Source organism: Bacillus sp. FSL K6-2839 (assembly GCF_038003365.1).
In the GTDB taxonomy this organism is placed as follows: domain Bacteria; phylum Bacillota; class Bacilli; order Bacillales; family Bacillaceae; genus Bacillus.
Map to the genome: position 1 here is coordinate 376,163 of NZ_JBBOOZ010000001.1, position 19,280 is coordinate 395,442.

At 43.7% G+C, this 19,280-nt stretch carries 15 protein-coding genes and 1 pseudogene; 14 read left to right on the top strand and 2 right to left on the bottom strand.

The window, feature by feature from the left end; translation table 11 throughout:
* Nucleotides 1–18 precede the first annotated feature (18 nt).
* Nucleotides 19–408: a YfmB family protein gene (locus MHH26_RS01580; protein ID WP_003214189.1), complete on the bottom strand. Its 390-nt coding sequence runs from the start codon at nt 406–408 to the stop codon at nt 19–21.
* Between the two features lie 221 nt (nt 409–629).
* Between MHH26_RS01580 and MHH26_RS01585 the strand changes: the two genes are divergently transcribed.
* The 12 genes and pseudogenes from MHH26_RS01585 (at nt 630) to MHH26_RS01640 (ending at nt 16,673) form a co-directional block, all read left to right on the top strand.
* Complete coding sequence (locus MHH26_RS01585; RefSeq protein ID WP_060595744.1) at nt 630–977, top strand: general stress protein; 348 nt, start codon at nt 630–632, stop codon at nt 975–977.
* A 950-nt stretch (nt 978–1,927) separates the two neighbouring features.
* Nucleotides 1,928–2,584 (top strand): class I SAM-dependent methyltransferase, encoded by a 657-nt coding sequence (locus MHH26_RS01590; RefSeq protein WP_034664521.1) that lies wholly within the window; start codon nt 1,928–1,930, stop codon nt 2,582–2,584.
* A gap of 349 nt (nt 2,585–2,933) precedes the next feature.
* On the top strand, nt 2,934–3,659 hold the full coding sequence (locus MHH26_RS01595) for a GTP cyclohydrolase II (protein WP_034664517.1): 726 nt from the start codon (nt 2,934–2,936) through the stop codon (nt 3,657–3,659).
* 33 nt (nt 3,660–3,692) lie between these two features.
* A complete protein-coding gene (locus MHH26_RS01600) occupies nt 3,693–4,496 on the top strand; it encodes a formylglycine-generating enzyme family protein (RefSeq protein ID WP_034664515.1) in 804 nt (267 codons plus the stop codon).
* A 4-nt stretch (nt 4,497–4,500) separates the two neighbouring features.
* Nucleotides 4,501–6,258 (top strand): WD40 repeat domain-containing protein, encoded by a 1,758-nt coding sequence (locus tag MHH26_RS01605; RefSeq protein WP_340972002.1) that lies wholly within the window; start codon nt 4,501–4,503, stop codon nt 6,256–6,258.
* Nucleotides 6,259–6,541: 283 nt separating this feature from the next.
* Entirely contained in the window at nt 6,542–7,627 is a 1,086-nt protein-coding gene (gene ribD, locus MHH26_RS01610; RefSeq protein ID WP_307499277.1) for a bifunctional diaminohydroxyphosphoribosylaminopyrimidine deaminase/5-amino-6-(5-phosphoribosylamino)uracil reductase RibD, read from the top strand.
* Nucleotides 7,628–7,740: 113 nt separating this feature from the next.
* Nucleotides 7,741–9,951, top strand: coding sequence for an exosporium glycoprotein BclB-related protein (locus MHH26_RS01615; protein WP_340972005.1), 2,211 nt, complete (start codon nt 7,741–7,743; stop codon nt 9,949–9,951).
* A 138-nt stretch (nt 9,952–10,089) separates the two neighbouring features.
* Nucleotides 10,090–11,688, top strand: coding sequence for a sensor histidine kinase (locus MHH26_RS01620; RefSeq protein WP_340973777.1), 1,599 nt, complete (start codon nt 10,090–10,092; stop codon nt 11,686–11,688).
* A gap of 3 nt (nt 11,689–11,691) precedes the next feature.
* The gene (locus MHH26_RS01625; RefSeq protein ID WP_189288376.1) at nt 11,692–12,390 is read left to right on the top strand and encodes a response regulator; all 699 of its coding nucleotides are present in this window, start codon (nt 11,692–11,694) and stop codon (nt 12,388–12,390) included.
* A 3-nt stretch (nt 12,391–12,393) separates the two neighbouring features.
* Complete coding sequence (locus MHH26_RS01630) at nt 12,394–13,371, top strand: tripartite tricarboxylate transporter substrate-binding protein (RefSeq protein WP_106038420.1); 978 nt, start codon at nt 12,394–12,396, stop codon at nt 13,369–13,371.
* 192 nt (nt 13,372–13,563) lie between these two features.
* Complete coding sequence (locus MHH26_RS01635; protein ID WP_034665220.1) at nt 13,564–14,862, top strand: citrate:proton symporter; 1,299 nt, start codon at nt 13,564–13,566, stop codon at nt 14,860–14,862.
* Between the two features lie 180 nt (nt 14,863–15,042).
* A pseudogene (locus tag MHH26_RS01640) lies at nt 15,043–16,673 on the top strand (M14 family metallopeptidase).
* Between the two features lie 227 nt (nt 16,674–16,900).
* On the opposite strand, the gene MHH26_RS01645 reads toward MHH26_RS01640, so the two are convergent.
* Nucleotides 16,901–17,386: a phenolic acid decarboxylase gene (locus tag MHH26_RS01645; RefSeq protein WP_025206914.1), complete on the bottom strand. Its 486-nt coding sequence runs from the start codon at nt 17,384–17,386 to the stop codon at nt 16,901–16,903.
* Nucleotides 17,387–17,498: 112 nt separating this feature from the next.
* Here MHH26_RS01645 and MHH26_RS01650 point away from each other — a divergent pair, with 112 nt between their 5' ends.
* Nucleotides 17,499–18,056, top strand: coding sequence for a PadR family transcriptional regulator (locus tag MHH26_RS01650; protein WP_034665213.1), 558 nt, complete (start codon nt 17,499–17,501; stop codon nt 18,054–18,056).
* Nucleotides 18,057–18,160: 104 nt separating this feature from the next.
* Entirely contained in the window at nt 18,161–19,267 is a 1,107-nt protein-coding gene (locus MHH26_RS01655; RefSeq protein WP_307499281.1) for a nitric oxide synthase oxygenase, read from the top strand.
* Nucleotides 19,268–19,280: the final 13 nt, after the last annotated feature.

Sequence of the window (19,280 nt, forward strand, 5' to 3'; positions counted from 1 at the left end):
AAAAAAGCAGCCGCCATCTCATAGATGAGGACTACTTTTTTGGAAGTCAACAGAGAGGAGCGGCGGCAGACAGCCAAACAGCTGATACACGTCCGCATCACGTTCTTTTAACAAATATTCGTTCGCATTTTGCATGGAGGCTTTCATCATATCGCGCGTCACAAAAGGAAAAAGGATATTCAAGTATGAGGACAACAGGTCTTGTGGATCTTGTTCAATCGACTCGATATCTCCAATGTTAATGATGATTGAAAAGAGATAATCAATGGAGATGCGAAAGTGCTGTTCAGCAAACAATGTAAGCGGTTTTGCTTTTGCTTCTTCAGGATTCCACTTCTGAAAAAGCTGTTTCACCAAATCACTGACAACCCAAGCATTAAACTGCTGCTCCGCTGAAAAGTAATACATCAGCTCTACCTCATTTCTAGCCTCCAGTATAAGAATTGTACAACAAAACAACAGGGATGAATACAATATTTCAGAAAATTTAGTCATTTTTACGGGCTTTTTGTCAAAAATAAGCCAATAGGCACGGTTAGTACACAATGTAAAATGGATGTGCTCAAGGAAGGTTTAATGACAAAAGTGACGGGTAAAAGATTCGTAAGACGCTAAAGGAGGAATATAAAATGAAACCTGTTGTAAGAGAGTATTCAAATGATGAGACACTTCAAAGAGATGTAGAGCAATTAAAAGCACTCGGTGTTGCAAGAGAGGACATTTATGTTCTGTCCCATGACGATGATCGTACAGAGCGTATTGCTGGAAATGCAGATGCTAATACGATAGGTCAAAGAGAAGTTGGACTTAAACATGCTGTTGGGAACATCTTTAGTAAAAAGGGCGATGAACTCCGAAATAAAATCCATGAAATTGGTTTCTCTAAAGAAGAAGCTGAGAAATTTGAAGAACATTTAGACGAAGGAAAAGTCCTTCTCTTTGTGACAGACCATGAAAAAGTGAAAACTTGGGCATAAACGCCAACTGAAAAAAGCCTCTTACTTTCGTAAGGGGCTTTTTTTCATGCCATCATCTCTGAAGGAGAGGATACATCTTTTTTACTATAATAAGAAAAAACAGCAGATTGGAATAAACAGTAAATCACCTAATTGAAAATGCAGATATACCAAAGAAAATGATCGGAAAAGAGAAAAAAATAGTCAAAATATCACAAAAATCCATTCGGGAAATAATCATTGTATCTTTCAATTTTGTTTCAAAATGAAATAAAAATCTTGTGTAATTTAGTAGATAAATTTCTTAGTTCTATTGGTTTATGTTGTATTTTTGTGTAGAAATAAGTGTTTTGAGGTCAAAAAACCACGAAAAATACCTGTATTTTCAATTAGAAAATTCATTTTAATGTTTAGGAAATAATTTGTTGACAAAATAATCTAAAAACAATATATTTGGCTTAATCCAGTCATTATGGAAGTAGTTGTTAAATTTCTGATGGGTTTATTCGAAGCACATTCTAGTGATAGGTGGTGGCATAAAACCAAGGTAAAAGCACTCGGAAAATTACTACTAAACACGAGAAAATGGTTTTTTACATGAAGAAGAAATGAAAGCCGATTTAAACAGTAGATGATCTTTCTACTATGATCACTTTGCAAGAGATATTTAAAAGACGTCGTACTCCTGTACAGAAGAGAAAGCGTTTCCAAGAAAGACTGTGAGTTGATCGAACGGTGAAGGAGGTGAACTCATATGAAAAAAAGAGACAATAAGCTGAGGCGCTGCAGCTCTCAAATGGCTGCATATGAGGATGCATGCTGAAAAAGAAGAGTGAACATGTGGGATGCTACTCTCCTTTTTCAGAAAACAGATTTTCCTAAAAAATCCATCTTTCATTTTAACATAAGGTTTTTGGCTTGAAAATGACCTTTGCCCGAAAAGCCGATTTTGAATAGAAGGAGGTCCTGTGATGAAAAAAGCTTTATACCATGAAGACAGTGGGTTGTATCTAGAAAAAATGCGTATGGCATTTCAAGAACATTATGAGAAAAGAACAGATATGTGGTCTACTGATCCATCCTTAACAGATGCAGCCGTGATGTCATTAAAGGCATGGCATTCACGGGAAAAGAATGCACTTGCTTCTGTGCTCGATATCGGGTGCGGGAACGGCCGGGCACTTGAACATTTAAGGGGGCTTTCTGCATATGTCGGTATCGACCTGTATGAGCATGAGGAGTGGGAAGGATTACAGAAAAGAGAAACGGTTCCTGTCCATTTTGTTCATCAAGATTTTATGTCCTGGTCGATGGATCAGGGACGCGGGATGCAGTTTGATTTAATTTTAGATCATGGCTGCTTTCATCACCAGCATCCTGATGATCATGAGCGTTATTTAAAACAGGTCTCCTCATTGCTTCATGAAGGCGGCGTCTTCTCACTTGTTGTATGGGGAGAAGAGTGGAGAACAGGGTTAATCGGAGAAGATGGCCGTTTCCACTTTTCATTTTCAGACTCTCAGCTTGGAGAAAGAATTTGTTCATCAGGTCTGGAGCTTGTATCGATTACACCATTAAAAGCAAAGGCCGGCATTAGCCAGCATCATGTCATTGCCGTCAAAATCTAGTACAAAGGTGATCACTCAAAGCTAGCAGAGGGGTTCATTCTAATAAAGAGCATGCATCATGTAAGAATCGAAAGGCGTTAACATCGTATGAACCAAGATTTCTGCTCCTTTGTACTGGACAAGACCTAGATTGAAACATTGCTAGAAGAGGTGGAACGGAAACATTTTTGCGAAAATCAAGGTCTGAACGATGAGAGGCATCGCACATCTATATTCTTCTTTTTAGGCATGAGTGCCGCTTGAAATAGGAGCACACATGTTAAGTAAGGGAGTGCGGACACATATTCATCACTCCATCACTGCGCTATGAGAGTCGATTTGGGTGCAGCGATGAATAGGGGGGAGACAAATGAACAAGTTTGTAGATGAATTACAATCAATGATTCATCATTTTACCTTTCAAGAAAAAAACTATTTGCTCGTGGGGCCAGTGAACCTGCCGATCTCCATTCAACATGAAGAAGTGCCATTTAAATGGTATGCCTTCGCACCTGTTGAAGGGGAGACAAAACCAACAATCGAATCTATTGTCCAAATGAGTACCGCGCAGCAAACCTTTTCCTCTTGTCTCTTATTTGGCGACTTTGAAAATGAGGTGCCGCCGCTAGTGCGAATTCATAGTGTCTGCCAAACAGGGGATGTGTTTGGATCACTGAAATGTGACTGCGGTCCACAGCTTGCGTTATCGCTGAAGAAAATCACCGATTACGGAAAAGGCATGCTCGTATATATGGCCAATCAAGAAGGGCGGTCAATTGGGCTGATGGCGAAAGCATTGACGTATAAATTACAGGAAATGAAGCTGGATACCTTTGAAGCCAACCGTCTGATTGGCTGCGGAGATGATGACCGGCATTACGAGGAGGCAGCGGCTGTTCTGCACTATTTAAACAAAGGGAAACCAATGCACCTCCTAACGAACAATCCAGATAAAGTCGATTCCATTGCTGCCTACGGTCTTCCTGTTTTGCGGTTTGATCATACGGTCGAAGCCTCACTCTATAATGAAGCCTATTTAAAGGCAAAAGCAGCCTCAGGGCATATGGTCGATGAGAAAAAATTAATTAATCAGTAGATGAGTTTACTTTAAAGAAGGCGGGAGAAAAGCGTGAAACCTGAAATCAATTGGATTCAAATTCCAAGCGGCTATGCAACGATTGGAAGTAATGAAGAAGATATGAAAAAGGCATCAGAATTCTGGAAGGACAAGCTTCTCAATCCAACCTACGGCCGTGAGAAAAAATTTCAAAAATGGCTGTACAAAGAATTTCCATCCTATCAGCCGTATATCAATGAATTTTTTATTTCAGATACGGTCGTCACCAATGAATGGTATCAAAGCTACTGTGATGAAACAGGCCAGGCGTACCCGGAGAGCTTAACGAATCAAGAGCTTGGTGGCGGGAAAGATCATCCGGCTTGGGGCATGGATATCGAGGAAGCCTTCTCGTTCTGCCAGTGGCTGAGCGGGAAACTTGGGATAGACGTGTCGATTCCTACTGAAGAAGAATGGGAATATGCTGCCCGAGGAAATACGAGAAATCAATACCCGTGGGGAGATGAGTTTGATCCTTCTTTATGTAATACGTTCGAATCAAATATTGAAAAAACGACGCCTGTCCGTCAATACAAAAAGGGCAGATCCTTATTTGGTCTTTATGATATGGGGGGCAACGTCGAGGAATGGGTCAACACCAAATATCATGTATACGAAGGCGGCATCGAGGTCGTAGATGATTTAACGGAGACGCTTGGCAGTGATTACTACATTTTAAAAGGCGGCTCCTTTGCAAGAGGCGGAGATTTATGCAGAGTCGCCAGAAGACACGGGAAGCATCCAGATCCCGTTTTCCGATTTACTGGCTTTCGTGTAGTGACTCGTCAAAAACAACATATAAAGGTGGGAGTGTAAAATCATGCATAGAGGACCGATTACATCTGTTTTATCAACTCAGCAGGACCAAATTGTTTACACTGGCGGCTATGACCGCTGTATTTATAAGTGGAACCGGGCAACAGGAGAAGGAACGTTTATTGGAAGTCACGAGCATATCATTAACTCTTTATCTCTTTCTGAAAACGGAAAGTATTTAGCGAGTGCATCGTCAGACTACACCATTCAATTGTATGATACAGGCACTCATACTCGAATTCGCACCCTGTTTGGTCATGCGGATGATGTAGAAGCCGTCGCCTTTGCCAAACAGGATACCTTACTAGTATCGGTGTCTAGAGATAGAAGGTGCTTAGTGTGGGATATCGAAACAGGAGCTATTTTAAGAGAATTCCATGGACATAGCAAAGATGTATTAGCTGTATGGATACATGGCGATAAAGCTTATACAACAGGTGATGATGGCTACGTTCTTGTATGGCTGTATGATACAGGAGAAATTGTAGGGGAAATTGGTCCGTTTGATTATGAGCTGGACACAATCAGCGGCAGCAATCAAAAAGAAGTGTTCGCACTTGGCAGAGACGATGGCACCGTCATTATTTATGATGCGGTTACTTTACAGGAGAAAAAAATCATTAAAGCCCATTTACAGGGCGTCAAGCGGGTGAACTTTTCTCCAAGCGGCAATTACTTGCTGACAGCAGGCTATGACCATTTAATTAAGCTGTGGAATTATGAAACAGGGGATTTAGTCGATACGTTGCTGCCTCATAAATATCAGTGGGAGCGCTCGCTTGTCTGGACGGAGGATGAGAAATCGATCCTAGGAGCCAGCTTTGGAAAAACGTATTGTGAATGGTCTATTGAAAAGGGAAAAGTTGTATCAGATGAGATCGAAATGGCGACACCCTCTATTAATGATATTGCGCTGACTAATGCGGGAGATATCATCACAGCATCAGATGACGGAAAATTCAGAAAGAACGGGATTGAAATCGCTAAATCGACAGGCGTTTTAACAAATGGAGTGGCTGTCGCACGAGATGGAAGCTATTATGCGTGGGGAGATCATGCAAGTCAGGTGCATATTGTTCATGAATCATTACAGCAAATGGTTTCGTTTGATCTCAACACAGGGCCGGTCAACAGTGTGTATTTCCACGAGGAGGATCGGCAATTCTATATTGGAACTTACGGCGGTTATGTACATGTCATTTCGACAGAACATTTAAAGGAAATTGGCCGTTCCAAAGCACACGATTGTGCTGTTAAAGCATTAAAAGTAGAAGGAGATCATATCATCACAGCCGCGGTAGAAGGAACCATCTGTCTTTTAGATAAGAAGAGCTTGTCTTTAAAAGCGAAATATATCGGAGCGACAGAGCTGTTAAATGATGTATTCATTGATAGTAAAAGAGATCGTATTGCCATTGTCAGCCGTGACAAGAATGTGAGATTGTTTGATTTGCATACAGGAAGAATTTTAGACCAGCATAATGAACACCAGTATTCTATTAAATCTGTCTCTGTCACAGACTCTGGCTATATTGTGAGCGGAGATTATTGGGGCTATATCGTTGTGTGGAATCCAGAGCTGGAGTTCAATACCGGCCCAATTAGAATTGCCAAGAATGGGATTAGTGCCATCAGACAATTAGGCAATGATGTATACGCAAGCTCATATGACGGCGGGATTTATCATATTCGAGAAGATGGCACACATACTGAAGTACTGCGCTTATTTGAACAATTTCCGAAAGAAGTAATCTCTCATTAAGAAAAAGAATGTAAGCGGGGGATTCTCATGATAAGTGTTTGCAAGGAACATATGAAAAAAGGCCTGACTGTACTCAATTGTCCGCATGTGCTCCTCATTAATAAATATGAATTACGCAAATGCTGTTTTTGTAAACAACGAGCATCATATAAACTTTTTTATTCCTTGCCTTACTATGATCGATCTGAAAAGAAACGGATGGAAAAAATATAGCACATGAGAATAGAACTCCTTCATTTCCTGAAGGAGTTCTTTCCCTTGAAAGAGAAGAAAGGAGACTCACATGAAAGACGATGTTTTTTATATGAAGCTGGCGATTGCCAACGCAAAGGCAATGAAAGGGCAAACCTCCCCAAACCCGCTTGTCGGTGCAGTCATTGTACAGCAAGGTGAGATTGTTGGGATTGGTGCTCACATGAAGGCGGGCGAACCTCATGCTGAAATTCATGCGCTGCAAATGGCAGGGGAAAAGGCAAAGGGAGCTGACATGTATGTGACGCTTGAACCTTGTTCGCATCATGGGAAAACGGGTCCTTGCACGGAAGCCATTATCAAAAGTGGTGTGAAACGTGTAGTCATTGCGACGCAAGACCCAAATCCGCTTGTCGCAGGTAAGGGGGTTACCATGTTGAAACAAGCAGGGATCGAAGTAGATGAAGGAATATGTAAACAGGAGGCGGACGGCTTAAATGTGCCTTTTTTTCATTTCATTCAATCAGACCTTCCTTACGTCATATTAAAATCAGCCATTTCGTTAGACGGGAAAATTGCAACATCTCATCTTGAAAGCAAATGGATCACAGGAACAGAAGCGAGGAAAGAAGTGCAGCAATTGCGTCAAGAAGCCGATGCTGTGATAACAGGCGTCGAAACGATTATTCAAGATGATGCAGGTCTTATTGTGAAAGATTCAATGGCGACCCAGCCCATTCGTGTCATTTTAGATTCCACATTAAGGATTCCGCTTCATGCGAAATGTTTAACAGATCATATGGCGGAAACCATTATTTGCACCTCGCACATGTATGATCAGAAAAAGTATGAACAGCTGGTAGATAAAGGGCATCAAGTCTATGTCACAAGCGGAGAGCAGCGGACAAATATTCATGACGTGTTACGAATGCTGAAGGAACGTTCTGTCATGTCAGTTCTCGTTGAAGCAGGAGGAAATGTGAGTGCGTCCTTTTTAGAAGCATCACTAGTCAATGAAGCCGTCATTTACATGGCGCCTTTATTAATCGGTGGAAAACATGCACCTACTTTTTTTGAAGGAGAAGGGGTGAAAAAACTAAAAGAAGCGATCCGTCCAGCAGATATTGAGTATAGTATGGTAGGAAAAGATATCAAAATGACAATGAAATTTCAATAAATATAAGACCTTGTGCATCGAGCGCAAGGTCTTTTCAATACTTCTTGATAAAAATAAAAGTGTACATACACCTTTCCAAGGAATGATGAATACGATGGATGGGGGGTGATTCCATGAGAAGATGTAGACAATGCGGAAAGACATATCCAACTCATTCGACAGACCACTACCAAAAAGGAAGCTGGTATGATGCGTATAAGGATGCTGGCTGGGAATGTGATAGTTGTAAGAAAGGGATATCAGGAAAGCCAGGGAAACCAGTGAAAAATCCTTGCTGCGGAAAAGATCCTTGTGTTTGTGTGATTCAAGGTCCGCCAGGCGGGAGAGGAAGAAGAGGTCCAGCAGGTCCAGCGGGTCCAGCAGGCCCAGGAGGCCCGGCAGGAGCAACTGGAGCCACTGGTGTAGGCTTAACGGGCATTGTGGCATTTGATCCAGCGGTAGCCCCAACCTATCCAGTAGGTCAAGTCGTGACATTCGATGGAAGTACGTATGTGGTGAATTCAGCGCCGCCAACAGGTACGCCAGGTACGTCACCAGATTATACATTGTTAGCAGCTGCTGGTGAAACGGGTGCAACCGGAGCCACAGGTACAGGAGCGACCGGTGCGACAGGAGATACAGGTGCGACTGGAGTTACCGGAGCAACCGGAATCACAGGAGCCACAGGAGCCACAGGTACAGGAGCGACCGGTGCGACAGGAGATACAGGTGCGACTGGAGTTACCGGAGCAACCGGTGCAACAGGAGATACAGGTGCGACTGGAGTTACCGGAGCAACCGGGATCACAGGAGCCACAGGAGCAACAGGTACAGGAGCAACCGGTGCAACAGGAGATACAGGTGCGACTGGAGTTACCGGTGCAACAGGAGATACAGGTGCGACTGGAGTTACCGGAGCAACCGGGATCACAGGAGCCACAGGAGCAACAGGTACAGGAGCGACCGGTGCGACAGGTGATACGGGAGCCACAGGAGCAACAGGAGATATCGGGGCCACCGGAGCCACAGGAGCGACTGGAGTAACGGGAGCAACAGGAGATACCGGCGCCACCGGAGATACCGGCGCGACTGGAGCAACAGGAGCGACCGGAGTCACCGGAGCGACCGGAGATATCGGGGCCACCGGAGTCACAGGAGATACCGGAGCGACCGGAGTAACGGGAGCAACAGGAGATACCGGCGCCACCGGAGTCACAGGAGCGACTGGAGTAACGGGAGCAACAGGAGATATCGGGGCCACCGGAGTAACGGGAGCAACAGGAGATACCGGCGCCACCGGAGTCACAGGAGCCACCGGAGTAACGGGAGCAACAGGAGATATCGGGGCCACCGGAGTAACGGGAGCAACAGGAGATACCGGCGCCACCGGAGATACCGGCGCGACTGGAGCAACAGGAGCGACCGGAGTCACCGGAGCGACCGGAGATATCGGGGCCACCGGAGTCACAGGAGATACCGGAGCGACCGGAGTAACGGGAGCAACAGGAGATACCGGCGCCACCGGAGTCACAGGAGCGACTGGAGTAACGGGAGCAACAGGAGATATCGGGGCCACCGGAGTAACGGGAGCAACAGGAGATACCGGCGCCACCGGAGTCACAGGAGCCACCGGAGTAACGGGAGCAACAGGAGATATCGGGGCCACCGGAGTAACGGGAGCAACAGGAGATACCGGCGCCACCGGAGTCACAGGGGCCACCGGAGTAACGGGAGCAACAGGAGATACCGGCGCCACCGGAGTCACAGGAGCGACCGGAGTAACGGGAGCAACAGGAGATACCGGCGCCACCGGAGCAACCGGAGCAACTGGATCGAGTGCGATTATTCCATTTGCATCAGGTACCCCTGCTGTCTTGACTACAATAGCAGGGGGTCTTGTCGGAACTTCTAGTTTGGTCGGCTTTGGTAGCTCTGCAACAGGCGTTAGCATACTAGGTGGTATCATCGACTTAACAGGAGCAGCAGGTACTCTTTTAAATATGGCATTCTCTGTACCAAGGGATGGCACTATTACTTCATTTGCCGGATACTTTAGTACTACGGCAGCATTGGCTTTAGTCGGCACGAGTATTACAGTGACAGCTAGCTTATTTGCTTCACCGACACCAGATAACAGCTTCACTCAAGTAGCGAGTGTCACGTTGGCACCACCATTAACGGGGATTTTAACTATTGGTGCTATTTCAAACGGAATCGCTACCGGCCTGAATGTGCCAGTTACAGCAGAAACAAGATTACTGGTTGTTTTCTCTGCGACTGCAACAGGCTTATCTTTAATTAACACTGTAGCAGGCTATGCGAGTGCAGGCTTATCTATCACGTAATTGAAACAGGGATGACTCGATTTGAGTCGTCCTTTTTTGTTTGAATGAATTTTCTCTTAACTTCGTAAGAAAAAATGATATGATTTTCTTAGAGTCTAGTCGATGAATCTACTTGAATTAGGGGTTGTAGCGGTGAGGATGGGCAAAAGGAAAGTCACTTTACAAACGAAAATTTTGGGGTTAATTATCGGGCTTTTGCTTGTTGTCATTGCGTTATTGACCATTTGTTTTGGTTTTCTGCAGACATCAGAAAGGCAACGGCAAGCTGAACAGCTGGCGGTGCAAACCGCTAGAACAATCTCATATATGCCGCCCATTAAAACATCGGTGGGCACCTCATCAGTGTCTGAGTATGAAGAACAGGTAGTGCTTGAGCAAATGAAGGATCAAGTCAGAGCACATGCCATCTTCATTACCAATCAAAAAGGGAAGGTCCTTTTTCATACGAATCATGAGAATGTAGGAAAAACCATCAGTGTATTTAGAGGAAGAAGTACCCTGCTATTTGGGGGGACCTCCATATCAACGGGTGATTCTAATGGTGAAACCGTTGTCAGAGGCAGTGCCCCGATTATGAAAGAAACAGGCAAGCATGAAGAAATTATTGGCACAGTCACCGTCGAATTTTTAAAAAAGGAAATTGATCAAGCGACAGCCCATCAACTAATCAAGCTTAGCTATATTGCCCTTTTTGTGCTCTTGCCTGGTATATTCGGAGCGATTTTTTTAACAAGAAGTATTCGCAAAGATACATTAGGGCTTGAACCGCACGAAATTGCTTCATTATTTCGAGAAAGAGAAGCGATGCTGCTTGCTATAAAAGAAGGGATTATTGCATTTGACCGCAAAGGCGCGATAACGATGATGAATACATCTGCTAAACACATGCTGCGCGTTTCATCCGAGCTGCCGCTTCATATTGACCAAGTCTTGCCAAAAGCCAATCTCCTTTTCTATTTAAAGGCAGAAACGATTGAACCGAACATCGAAACCGTCGTCAATGATAAAACCTATGTCTTAAATGTGAAAAAAGTGGTCCAGGACAATCGAGTTTTTGGGGGAATTGTGAGCTTCCGAGAGAAAACAGAGCTGACGAAGCTGCTGGATACATTAACAGAGGTCAGCCAATATTCAGAAGACCTGAGGGCACAAACGCATGAATTCTCAAATAAGCTGTACGCCATTTTAGGTTTGCTTGAGCTGAAGCAAGTGGATGAGGCCATCGACTTAATAAAGGAAGAATATACGCTGCAAAACCGTCAGCACGATTTACTCATGAAGCAAATTCGATCTCCTAAAATACAAGCCATCTTACTCGGCAAGTTAGGGAAAGCATCTGAGAAGAAGGTTCATTTCCACATCGATGAAAATAGTTCATTGGAGCCGCTTCCAACACATTTAAGTCTATCTCACTTTATTACTATCATTGGTAATCTTGTAGATAACGCCTTTGAGGCCGTACTAAATAAGGAGAGGCGCGAGGTAAGCCTGTTCATTACAGATATTGGGTTTGATATTATCATAGAAGTATCTGATTCAGGTGATGGAGTAAACGAGGAAGAACTTTCACATATTTTCACAAGAGGCCATTCGTCAAAGGGGGAAGGACGAGGCTACGGGCTAGCGAATGTGAAAGAAGTATTGGACGAACTTGGGGGCTGGATTGAAGTGACGAACCAAAAAGAAGGCGGTGCCATCTTCACTGCATACATACCGAAAGGCACAAAGGGGGAATAAATGGTGATGAAGGTACTCATTGCGGAGGATGATTTTCGAATCGCAGCCATTCATGAATCTTATATACAACAAATAGAAGGATTTCAAGTCGCCGGAAAGGCAAAGAGTGCAATAGATATGTGGGAGGCGCTCCAAAAGGAACAAGTCGACCTCATCTTGCTTGATGTATATATGCCCGATGAGCTCGGTACAAACCTGTTGCCGCTTTTAAGAGAACACTATCCAGAAATAGATGTAATTATTATCACGGCTGCAACGGAAACGACACTTTTAAGAGATGCACTTCATTACGGAGTGGTTCATTATTTAATCAAACCAGTGACCGCACAAAAGTTTGCGCAAGTTTTAACCGAATATAAAGAGAAGAAAGACATCATCAATTCTAAGGATGAAGTCAATCAAACGATGATTGATTTGTTTTTTGGACAGATGCAAGAAGAGCCAAAAGAAAAGGATGGCAGGGACCTGCCTACAGGGATCAATTCGCTGACTTTGGACAAGGTGAAAACATTGATGGCATCAGAGAATAATGGGATTACAGCGGAAGAACTCGGAGAAAAGATGGGGGCTTCACGCACAACAGCGAGACGGTACGTCGAGTATCTCGTGACAACAGGAGAATGCCGGGCAGAGCTTGCGTACGGAATCATTGGCAGACCAGAACGGAAATATTATCCTGCCATAAAGCAAGCGGAGTCATAAAAGATGAAAAAAGGAATATGCCTTGTCATTATGATCTGTCTTTGTATGACGCTCACCTTTAATGAAAAAAAGGGAGGCGACTCTTTCCTGCAGCACAGCCCATTATATATTGTGGTGTCTGGTGTCCCTGACGGCGGCTTTGACCAAACAGCTCAAGTGATGAAATCAGTGCTCGAGAAAGAAAAGCTGGTGAAGCGGCCGGTGAATATCCTTTATCAAAGAGGCGGAACGGTGGATAAAGGATGGACATATATGATGGAGCGAGATACCAACTATGTTAGTTTGAATTCAAGCTTATTGTTAAGCCGTAATTTGCTTGGCAGCAGTAACATGACAATGAACGATGTCACACCGCTCGCCATTTTGGCAGAAGAGTGGCAGGTCGTCGCAGTCCCAGTGGATTCTCCCTTTTCAAATGGGAAGGAGCTATTAAACACACTAAAGAAGAAACCAGATTCCTTAAAAATTGGATTTGCCCCAGACTTCGGTAATGATGATCAAATCTCGTTCGCACGAGCGGCAGAAATGGCAGGAATTGATCCATACCGCATCCAATTTTTGAAATTTGACAGTGCAGATGATTTATTTCAAGCGCTGATTGACCATGAGGTAGATGCAGCAACGACCACGATTACAGAGGTTCGCCATGATTATGAAAAGAAAAGGCTAAAGCTTGTGGCAACCACAACGAATCAGCGTTTAGCAGGATTTGAAGATGTGCCGACTTGGAAAGAGCAAGGCATCCCGCTCATCTTCTCTCATTGGCGTGGTGTGATGGGCCCAAAGCAAATGAATCAGCATGATATTCGTGAATGGGATCAGCTTCTTCAAAAAATGACACAAACGAAGTCCTGGAAAAAGCAATTAAAGCAAAAGGGCTGGACAAGTCGTTATATGAACAGCAAAGAGTCAAAGATCTTTATGGAGGAGCAATTAAGGCGATATGAGCAGTTTATCCAAGGAGAACAAGCGGTCGAGTGAGACCGCTTTTTTTTTATGGAATCCATCAAAATCAAAGTTTGAACAAAATGAACAAAAAGCATTTATCGACCGAAAAAGAATTAAAATTCATAATATTTACTTCAATTTCAACGTCAGATATCATGACAGAAAGGGTTGGAAATGGGATACCAACATTTAATGAAAGCGTATACAACATAAGGGGTGAACAAAGTGTTAGCAATCTTAGGATTTCTTATGATGGTTGTATTTATGGTTTTAATTATGACGAAACGTATGTCTGTTTTAACGGCATTGGTATTAACACCAATTGCATTTGCTCTTATTGCAGGTTTTCATTTTACTGAAATTTCAGACATGATTGTCAAAGGTGTGCAGCAAGTCGCGCCGACAGCGGTCATGATTATGTTTGCGATTTTGTACTTTGGCATTATGATTGATGCTGGTTTATTTGATCCAATGGTGGCGAAAATTTTAAACATTGTCAAAGGCGATCCATTAAAAATTGTCGTCGGAACAGCTGTCCTGACCATGCTTGTTGCACTTGATGGTGACGGGACAACAACGTACATGATTACAACAACAGCGATGCTTCCGTTATTTACGCTGCTTGGCATCCGTCCGATTATTTTAGCGGGGATTGCCGGAGTTGGCATGGGGATTATGAATACGATTCCATGGGGAGGTGCCACACCTAGAGCGGCGAGTGCACTTGGCGTTGATCCTTCACTTTTATTTGGCCCGATGATTCCAGTCATTGGTGCAGGGGTTTTGAGCATGATTGTGGTGGCATACTTTCTTGGGAAGTCTGAAAGAAAACGTCTTGGTGTCATTGAGCTCGACCAGCCGATTCATGCAAATGAAATGGCAGCGGCACTACAGGATGACATCAAGCGGCCGAAACTTTGGTGGTTTAACTTGACGCTTACGTTGTTATTGGTGCTCCTTCTTGTCTCAGGAAAAGTCAGCTTAACGGTTCTATTTGTTCTTGCTTTCTGTGTGGCGATTATCGTGAACTATCCGAACCTTGAACAGCAGCGTGAACGGATTGCGGCTCATTCAACCAACGTCTTAGCCATTGCTTCCATGATTTTTGCGGCAGGGGTTTTTACAGGCATCTTAACTGGGACGAAAATGGTCGATGAAATGGCGATTTCGATTGTATCTGCTATTCCAGAGCAGCTTGGCGGCTTCATTCCAGTCATTGTTGCGTTAACGAGCGGGATATTTACGTTCTTTATGCCGAATGATGCATACTTTTATGGGGTCCTGCCGATCCTATCAGAAACAGCGGCAGCATACGGTGTTGATAAAATCGAAATCGCGAGAGCTTCTATTATTGGTCAGCCGATTCATATGCTAAGCCCACTTGTTCCATCCACTCATTTACTTGTTGGACTTGTTGGGGTATCACTGGATCAGCATCAGAAGTTTGGCATGAAATGGGCTGTACTTGCAGTCGTCGCCATGACGGTCATGTCGATACTCATTGGGGCCATCTCTATTTGGTAAATAAAAGAGTGTCTGCTACTTGAGCAGGCACTTTTTTTAGGTCATATTGCCGAGCAGGCTCGATTCATTTGCCCTATACAAAAAACATGTCTGTTCCTCCAAAAGATATATTTTTGAAAAATACTGACACTTTTACTGTTTTTTTCTTTATAATGCAAATCAACGAAGGGAGAGGATAGCATGTCCAAACGAAAAGGCACGATTCTTTTTACTGCTGTATGCCTCATAGCAGGAAGTTTGTCGATGGTGAGCCCAGCTTCAGCTCATGCAGATACCCCTTATTTTGGAAAGAGTTATGAACAGCCGGCCTCAGTGAAGAAGCTATACCCTGAACCTGACGAGACGTTCGACACCCCTGCCTTTCAGAAAAAAGGAGAAGCCTTTACAACACAAGAAGAGCTTCAAGAATTCTTACGTGATATTGTCCGCAAAAGTCCTTACGCTACGCAGAAACAGATTGGAACATCCATTGAAGGACGGTCCATTTCAGCTCTCTACTTTACAAAGGATCGTCATATCTCTCCACTTTCAAAAAAGCCAACGATCTGGCTTCAAGCACAAATACACGGAAATGAACCAGCCTCCGGTGAATCTGCTCTCGTCATCGCAAAACGATTAGCAGGTGAACAAGGAGAGCGTATACTCAATCATGTGAATATGATCATTGTCCCGAGAATCAATCCTGATGGTTCTTATGCGTTTGACCGCAGGCTTGCAAACGGAACGGATGGAAACCGTGATCATATGACATTAGAATCTCCAGAGCTCACAGCCCTGCATCAAGAATTTAATCGGTATGCACCAGAAGTAGTCATTGATGCCCATGAATACGATGTGGGACAAAAGCAGTTTGATGATATCGGCTCAGCGGGTGCCCTCAAATATCACGATTTACTGATATTATCAGGGAAGAACTTGAATATTCCAGAAAGCATCCGGCTCACGTCAAATGAATTATATGTGAGCGGCGTCCGTGAAACGCTGACAAATCAAGGATTTTCGAATGATTTATATTATACAAGCACAAGAGGAAAGGATGGAAAGATCGATCTCTATGAAGGCGGAACGGATGCACGAATTGGCCGAAATGCCTTGGCGCTCTCGCCAGCTTTGTCATTTCTTGTAGAAAGCAGAGGGATTGGAATTGGAAGAGAGGATTTTACCCGCCGCGTCGCAGCACAAGTCACCACACATGAAAAAATCATTGAAACAACGGTGAAGCATGCTAAGCAGGTGAAGCAGCAAATGGTGACGGAGCGACTGAAGCTGGTGAAAAAAGGACTTCAATCAAATGATGACGATCAAGTGGTCATTCAAGATGATTTCAAAGCGCCAATGGATGATTCGCTTGAAATGGTGGATATTGAAAAAGGACGGACCATCAATATCCCTGTACGCTTTCACAGTGCGAGCGATGCTGTTCCTGTCATGTCGAGAGAACGACCGACAGCTTATCTCGTTTTACCTGGGCATGAAGGGGTAGAACGGAAGCTGAAAACTTTAGGGTTAAAAAGTGTCACATTGCCGTCGGCGTGAAAGTACCGGTACAAGCCTATCAAGTAACAAAACGAGACGAAAAGAGCAAAACAGATATTCAGCTTGAAACAGAACTCACCCAAAAGAAACGTCAGCTGCCAAAAGGGACAAAGGTATATATCACGGCGCAGCCGCAAACAAATTTATTGTCACTTGCCCTTGAACCAGAATCAAAAGACAGCTATATGTCATCTGGGTTTATTGCTTCAAAAGTAGGCGATGAACTCCCAGTGTACCGGTTCTTGCTATCTAAAAAGACGTTAGGTATTAAATAAAAAAGGGCTAAAATTATTTTAGCCCTCAGCGTGTAGACAAACCCTCGCATTCGGTGTCAGTCCTGTGCGCCGATGCTCACGAATGTTAAATTCGCTCCGCTTCGGTGCTCGTCCTTCCTAGACTGCAAAGGTTTTCTATCACGCTGAAAAGAAGACAAAGGGCTAAAATAAACATCATTTTAGCCCTTTGTCTACAATCTAGAAGCGGCACAGTGCGTGCCGCTTTTTTATTTTCGTCCAGCTCTTATTTCATCAGTCAAGCCTTCATATGGTGCTTCGGCGATAATGGTTTCGTCATTTACACCTGCATGATGGATATACGTAATGTCCGCAAATTCTGGAACAACATATTTTGGATAGGTTTCGTATTTTTCACGAGATTCTTTCATGAGATCGATATAGTCATTTTGATAGCAAACTGTGATATCTGGACGTTCATGCACCCATTTTGGGAAGAAGATGACGCCATGCATGCGTTTTTCTTCAGGCATAAAGTTCAGAGAGACGTCTGTCCCAGTTGGTTCTGTCCAAGAAACTTTGTAAACGCCTTTTGTCAGCTTCACAATATTCACTTCTTGATCACGGACCCAGCGGCCTCCAACCATTCCGCTATGAATGCGGTAATCAATGGTGTGATCGTTTTTAATGTAAATCTCATATTCCCAGCCATTTTCATACGTATAAATCATATGAAGTCCAACGAATTGATCCATGTTTATTCCTTCTTTCATTAGAATGATGTTATTTAAAACATGTCATGATTTACATGTTTATTTTAAAGTCTATGGTATACTATTGTCAAAGAATAAGCGTTGGAGGCACATCATGAGAGTTTTGAAATATGCCATTCTTGGCTTACTAGATCAGTGTGAGCTGACGGGATACGATATAACCAAACATTTTAAGGATTCCCTTGGACAGTTTTGGAGTGCGAAGCACAGCCAAATTTACCCTGAGCTGAAGCGTCTCACAGAAGAAGGGTTTATTGAATTTGATATTCGTATACAAGGAAAGAAACTGGAGAAGAAGGTTTATCAAATCACAGAGGCAGGGAAAGCAGAATTGCATCAGTGGTTAAGGACAAAAGACCCGATACCAGAAACAACAAAGGATGAATTCATGCTCAAAACATTTTTCATCTCTTCCATGGACAACAAAGAAGCGGCTGACTTGTTTACACATCAACTGCTAGAGCGCACCAAAAAAATAGACATGCTAGAACAGAAGCTGCACGCTTTAACGGAGGAAGACCCTGCCGCTGAATCGCTTCATTCAGCGCAATTTGGGCATTACTTAGTGCTGACAAGGGCAATTGAAAGAGAAAAAGGCTATGTCCGCTGGCTCGAGCAAACCCTTAAACGGATTGATTCATCCGCGCTCTAAGGACAATGGTCGGTTGATATGATAAAAAATGGTTTGAAACCAGTGAATTTATTAATAGAAACCGCTACAATGGATATATTCGTATTAAAGTGAGGCGAGTATGTTTGAGTAATCAAGAAGCGTTGTGGAATGAAGCAGAAGCTTTTATTTCTTTATGCTATGAAGAATTAAGCAAGTCCAATGAAGAGAAAGCAGCACGTCTGCATGAAATAAAACAAGAAATTGACTCTGAAGGGATGTATACTCATACACAAGAGGAATTGGCGCACGGGGCGAAAATGGCGTGGCGCAACAGCAACCGCTGCATTGGCCGTTTGTTTTGGTCAACCCTGCAAGTTCACGACTGCCGGCATGTGAAGACAGAAGAAGAGGTGAAAGAGGCACTCTTTCATCATATTGAGTATGCGACAAATGGTGGGAAAATCAAACCATCCATTACGATCTTTCCTCCAGAAAATCATTCGCAAAAGGAAGTCGTCATTTATAATCATCAGCTCGTTCGTTATGCAGGCTATGAGACGGAGTATGGCATCATTGGCGACGAGGCATCTCTTGAATTGACAAAGTTGTGTGAAGCCCATGGCTGGAAAGGGGAGGGCACGCATTTTGATATTCTGCCTCTCATGTTTCAGCTAAAGGATCAGCCGCCAGTTCTGTATGAGCTTCCGAAAGAAATCGTCCAAGAAGTCGAGATTACCCATCCTGAATATGAAGGATTTCGTGATTTAGGATTGAAATGGTACGCCGTTCCGATTATTGCTGATATGAAATTAGAGATTGGCGGTATTCATTACAATGCGGCACCGTTTAACGGATGGTATATGGGTACAGAAATTGGCGCACGTAACCTAGCCGATGAAAATCGCTACAATATGTTGAAAAAAGTTGCTTCTATTTTAGGGCTGGACACGACAAAGAATGCGTCGCTTTGGAAGGACAAAGCCATTGTTGAGTTGAATGTAGCGGTTCTCCATTCTTACCGAGAAGCAGGGGTGACCATTGTTGATCACCATACAGCAGCACATCAGTTCAAACAGTTTGAAAAGCAGGAAGAAAAGGCTGACCGCAAGCTGACTGGGGACTGGACATGGCTGATTCCGCCAGTATCACCAGCTGCTACCCACGTCTTCCACAAGCATTACGACAATACCATTGTGAAGCCGAATTATTTTTATCAGGAAAAGCCCTACCATGGGACAGAAAAAGCCTAGCGAGAGCTAGGTT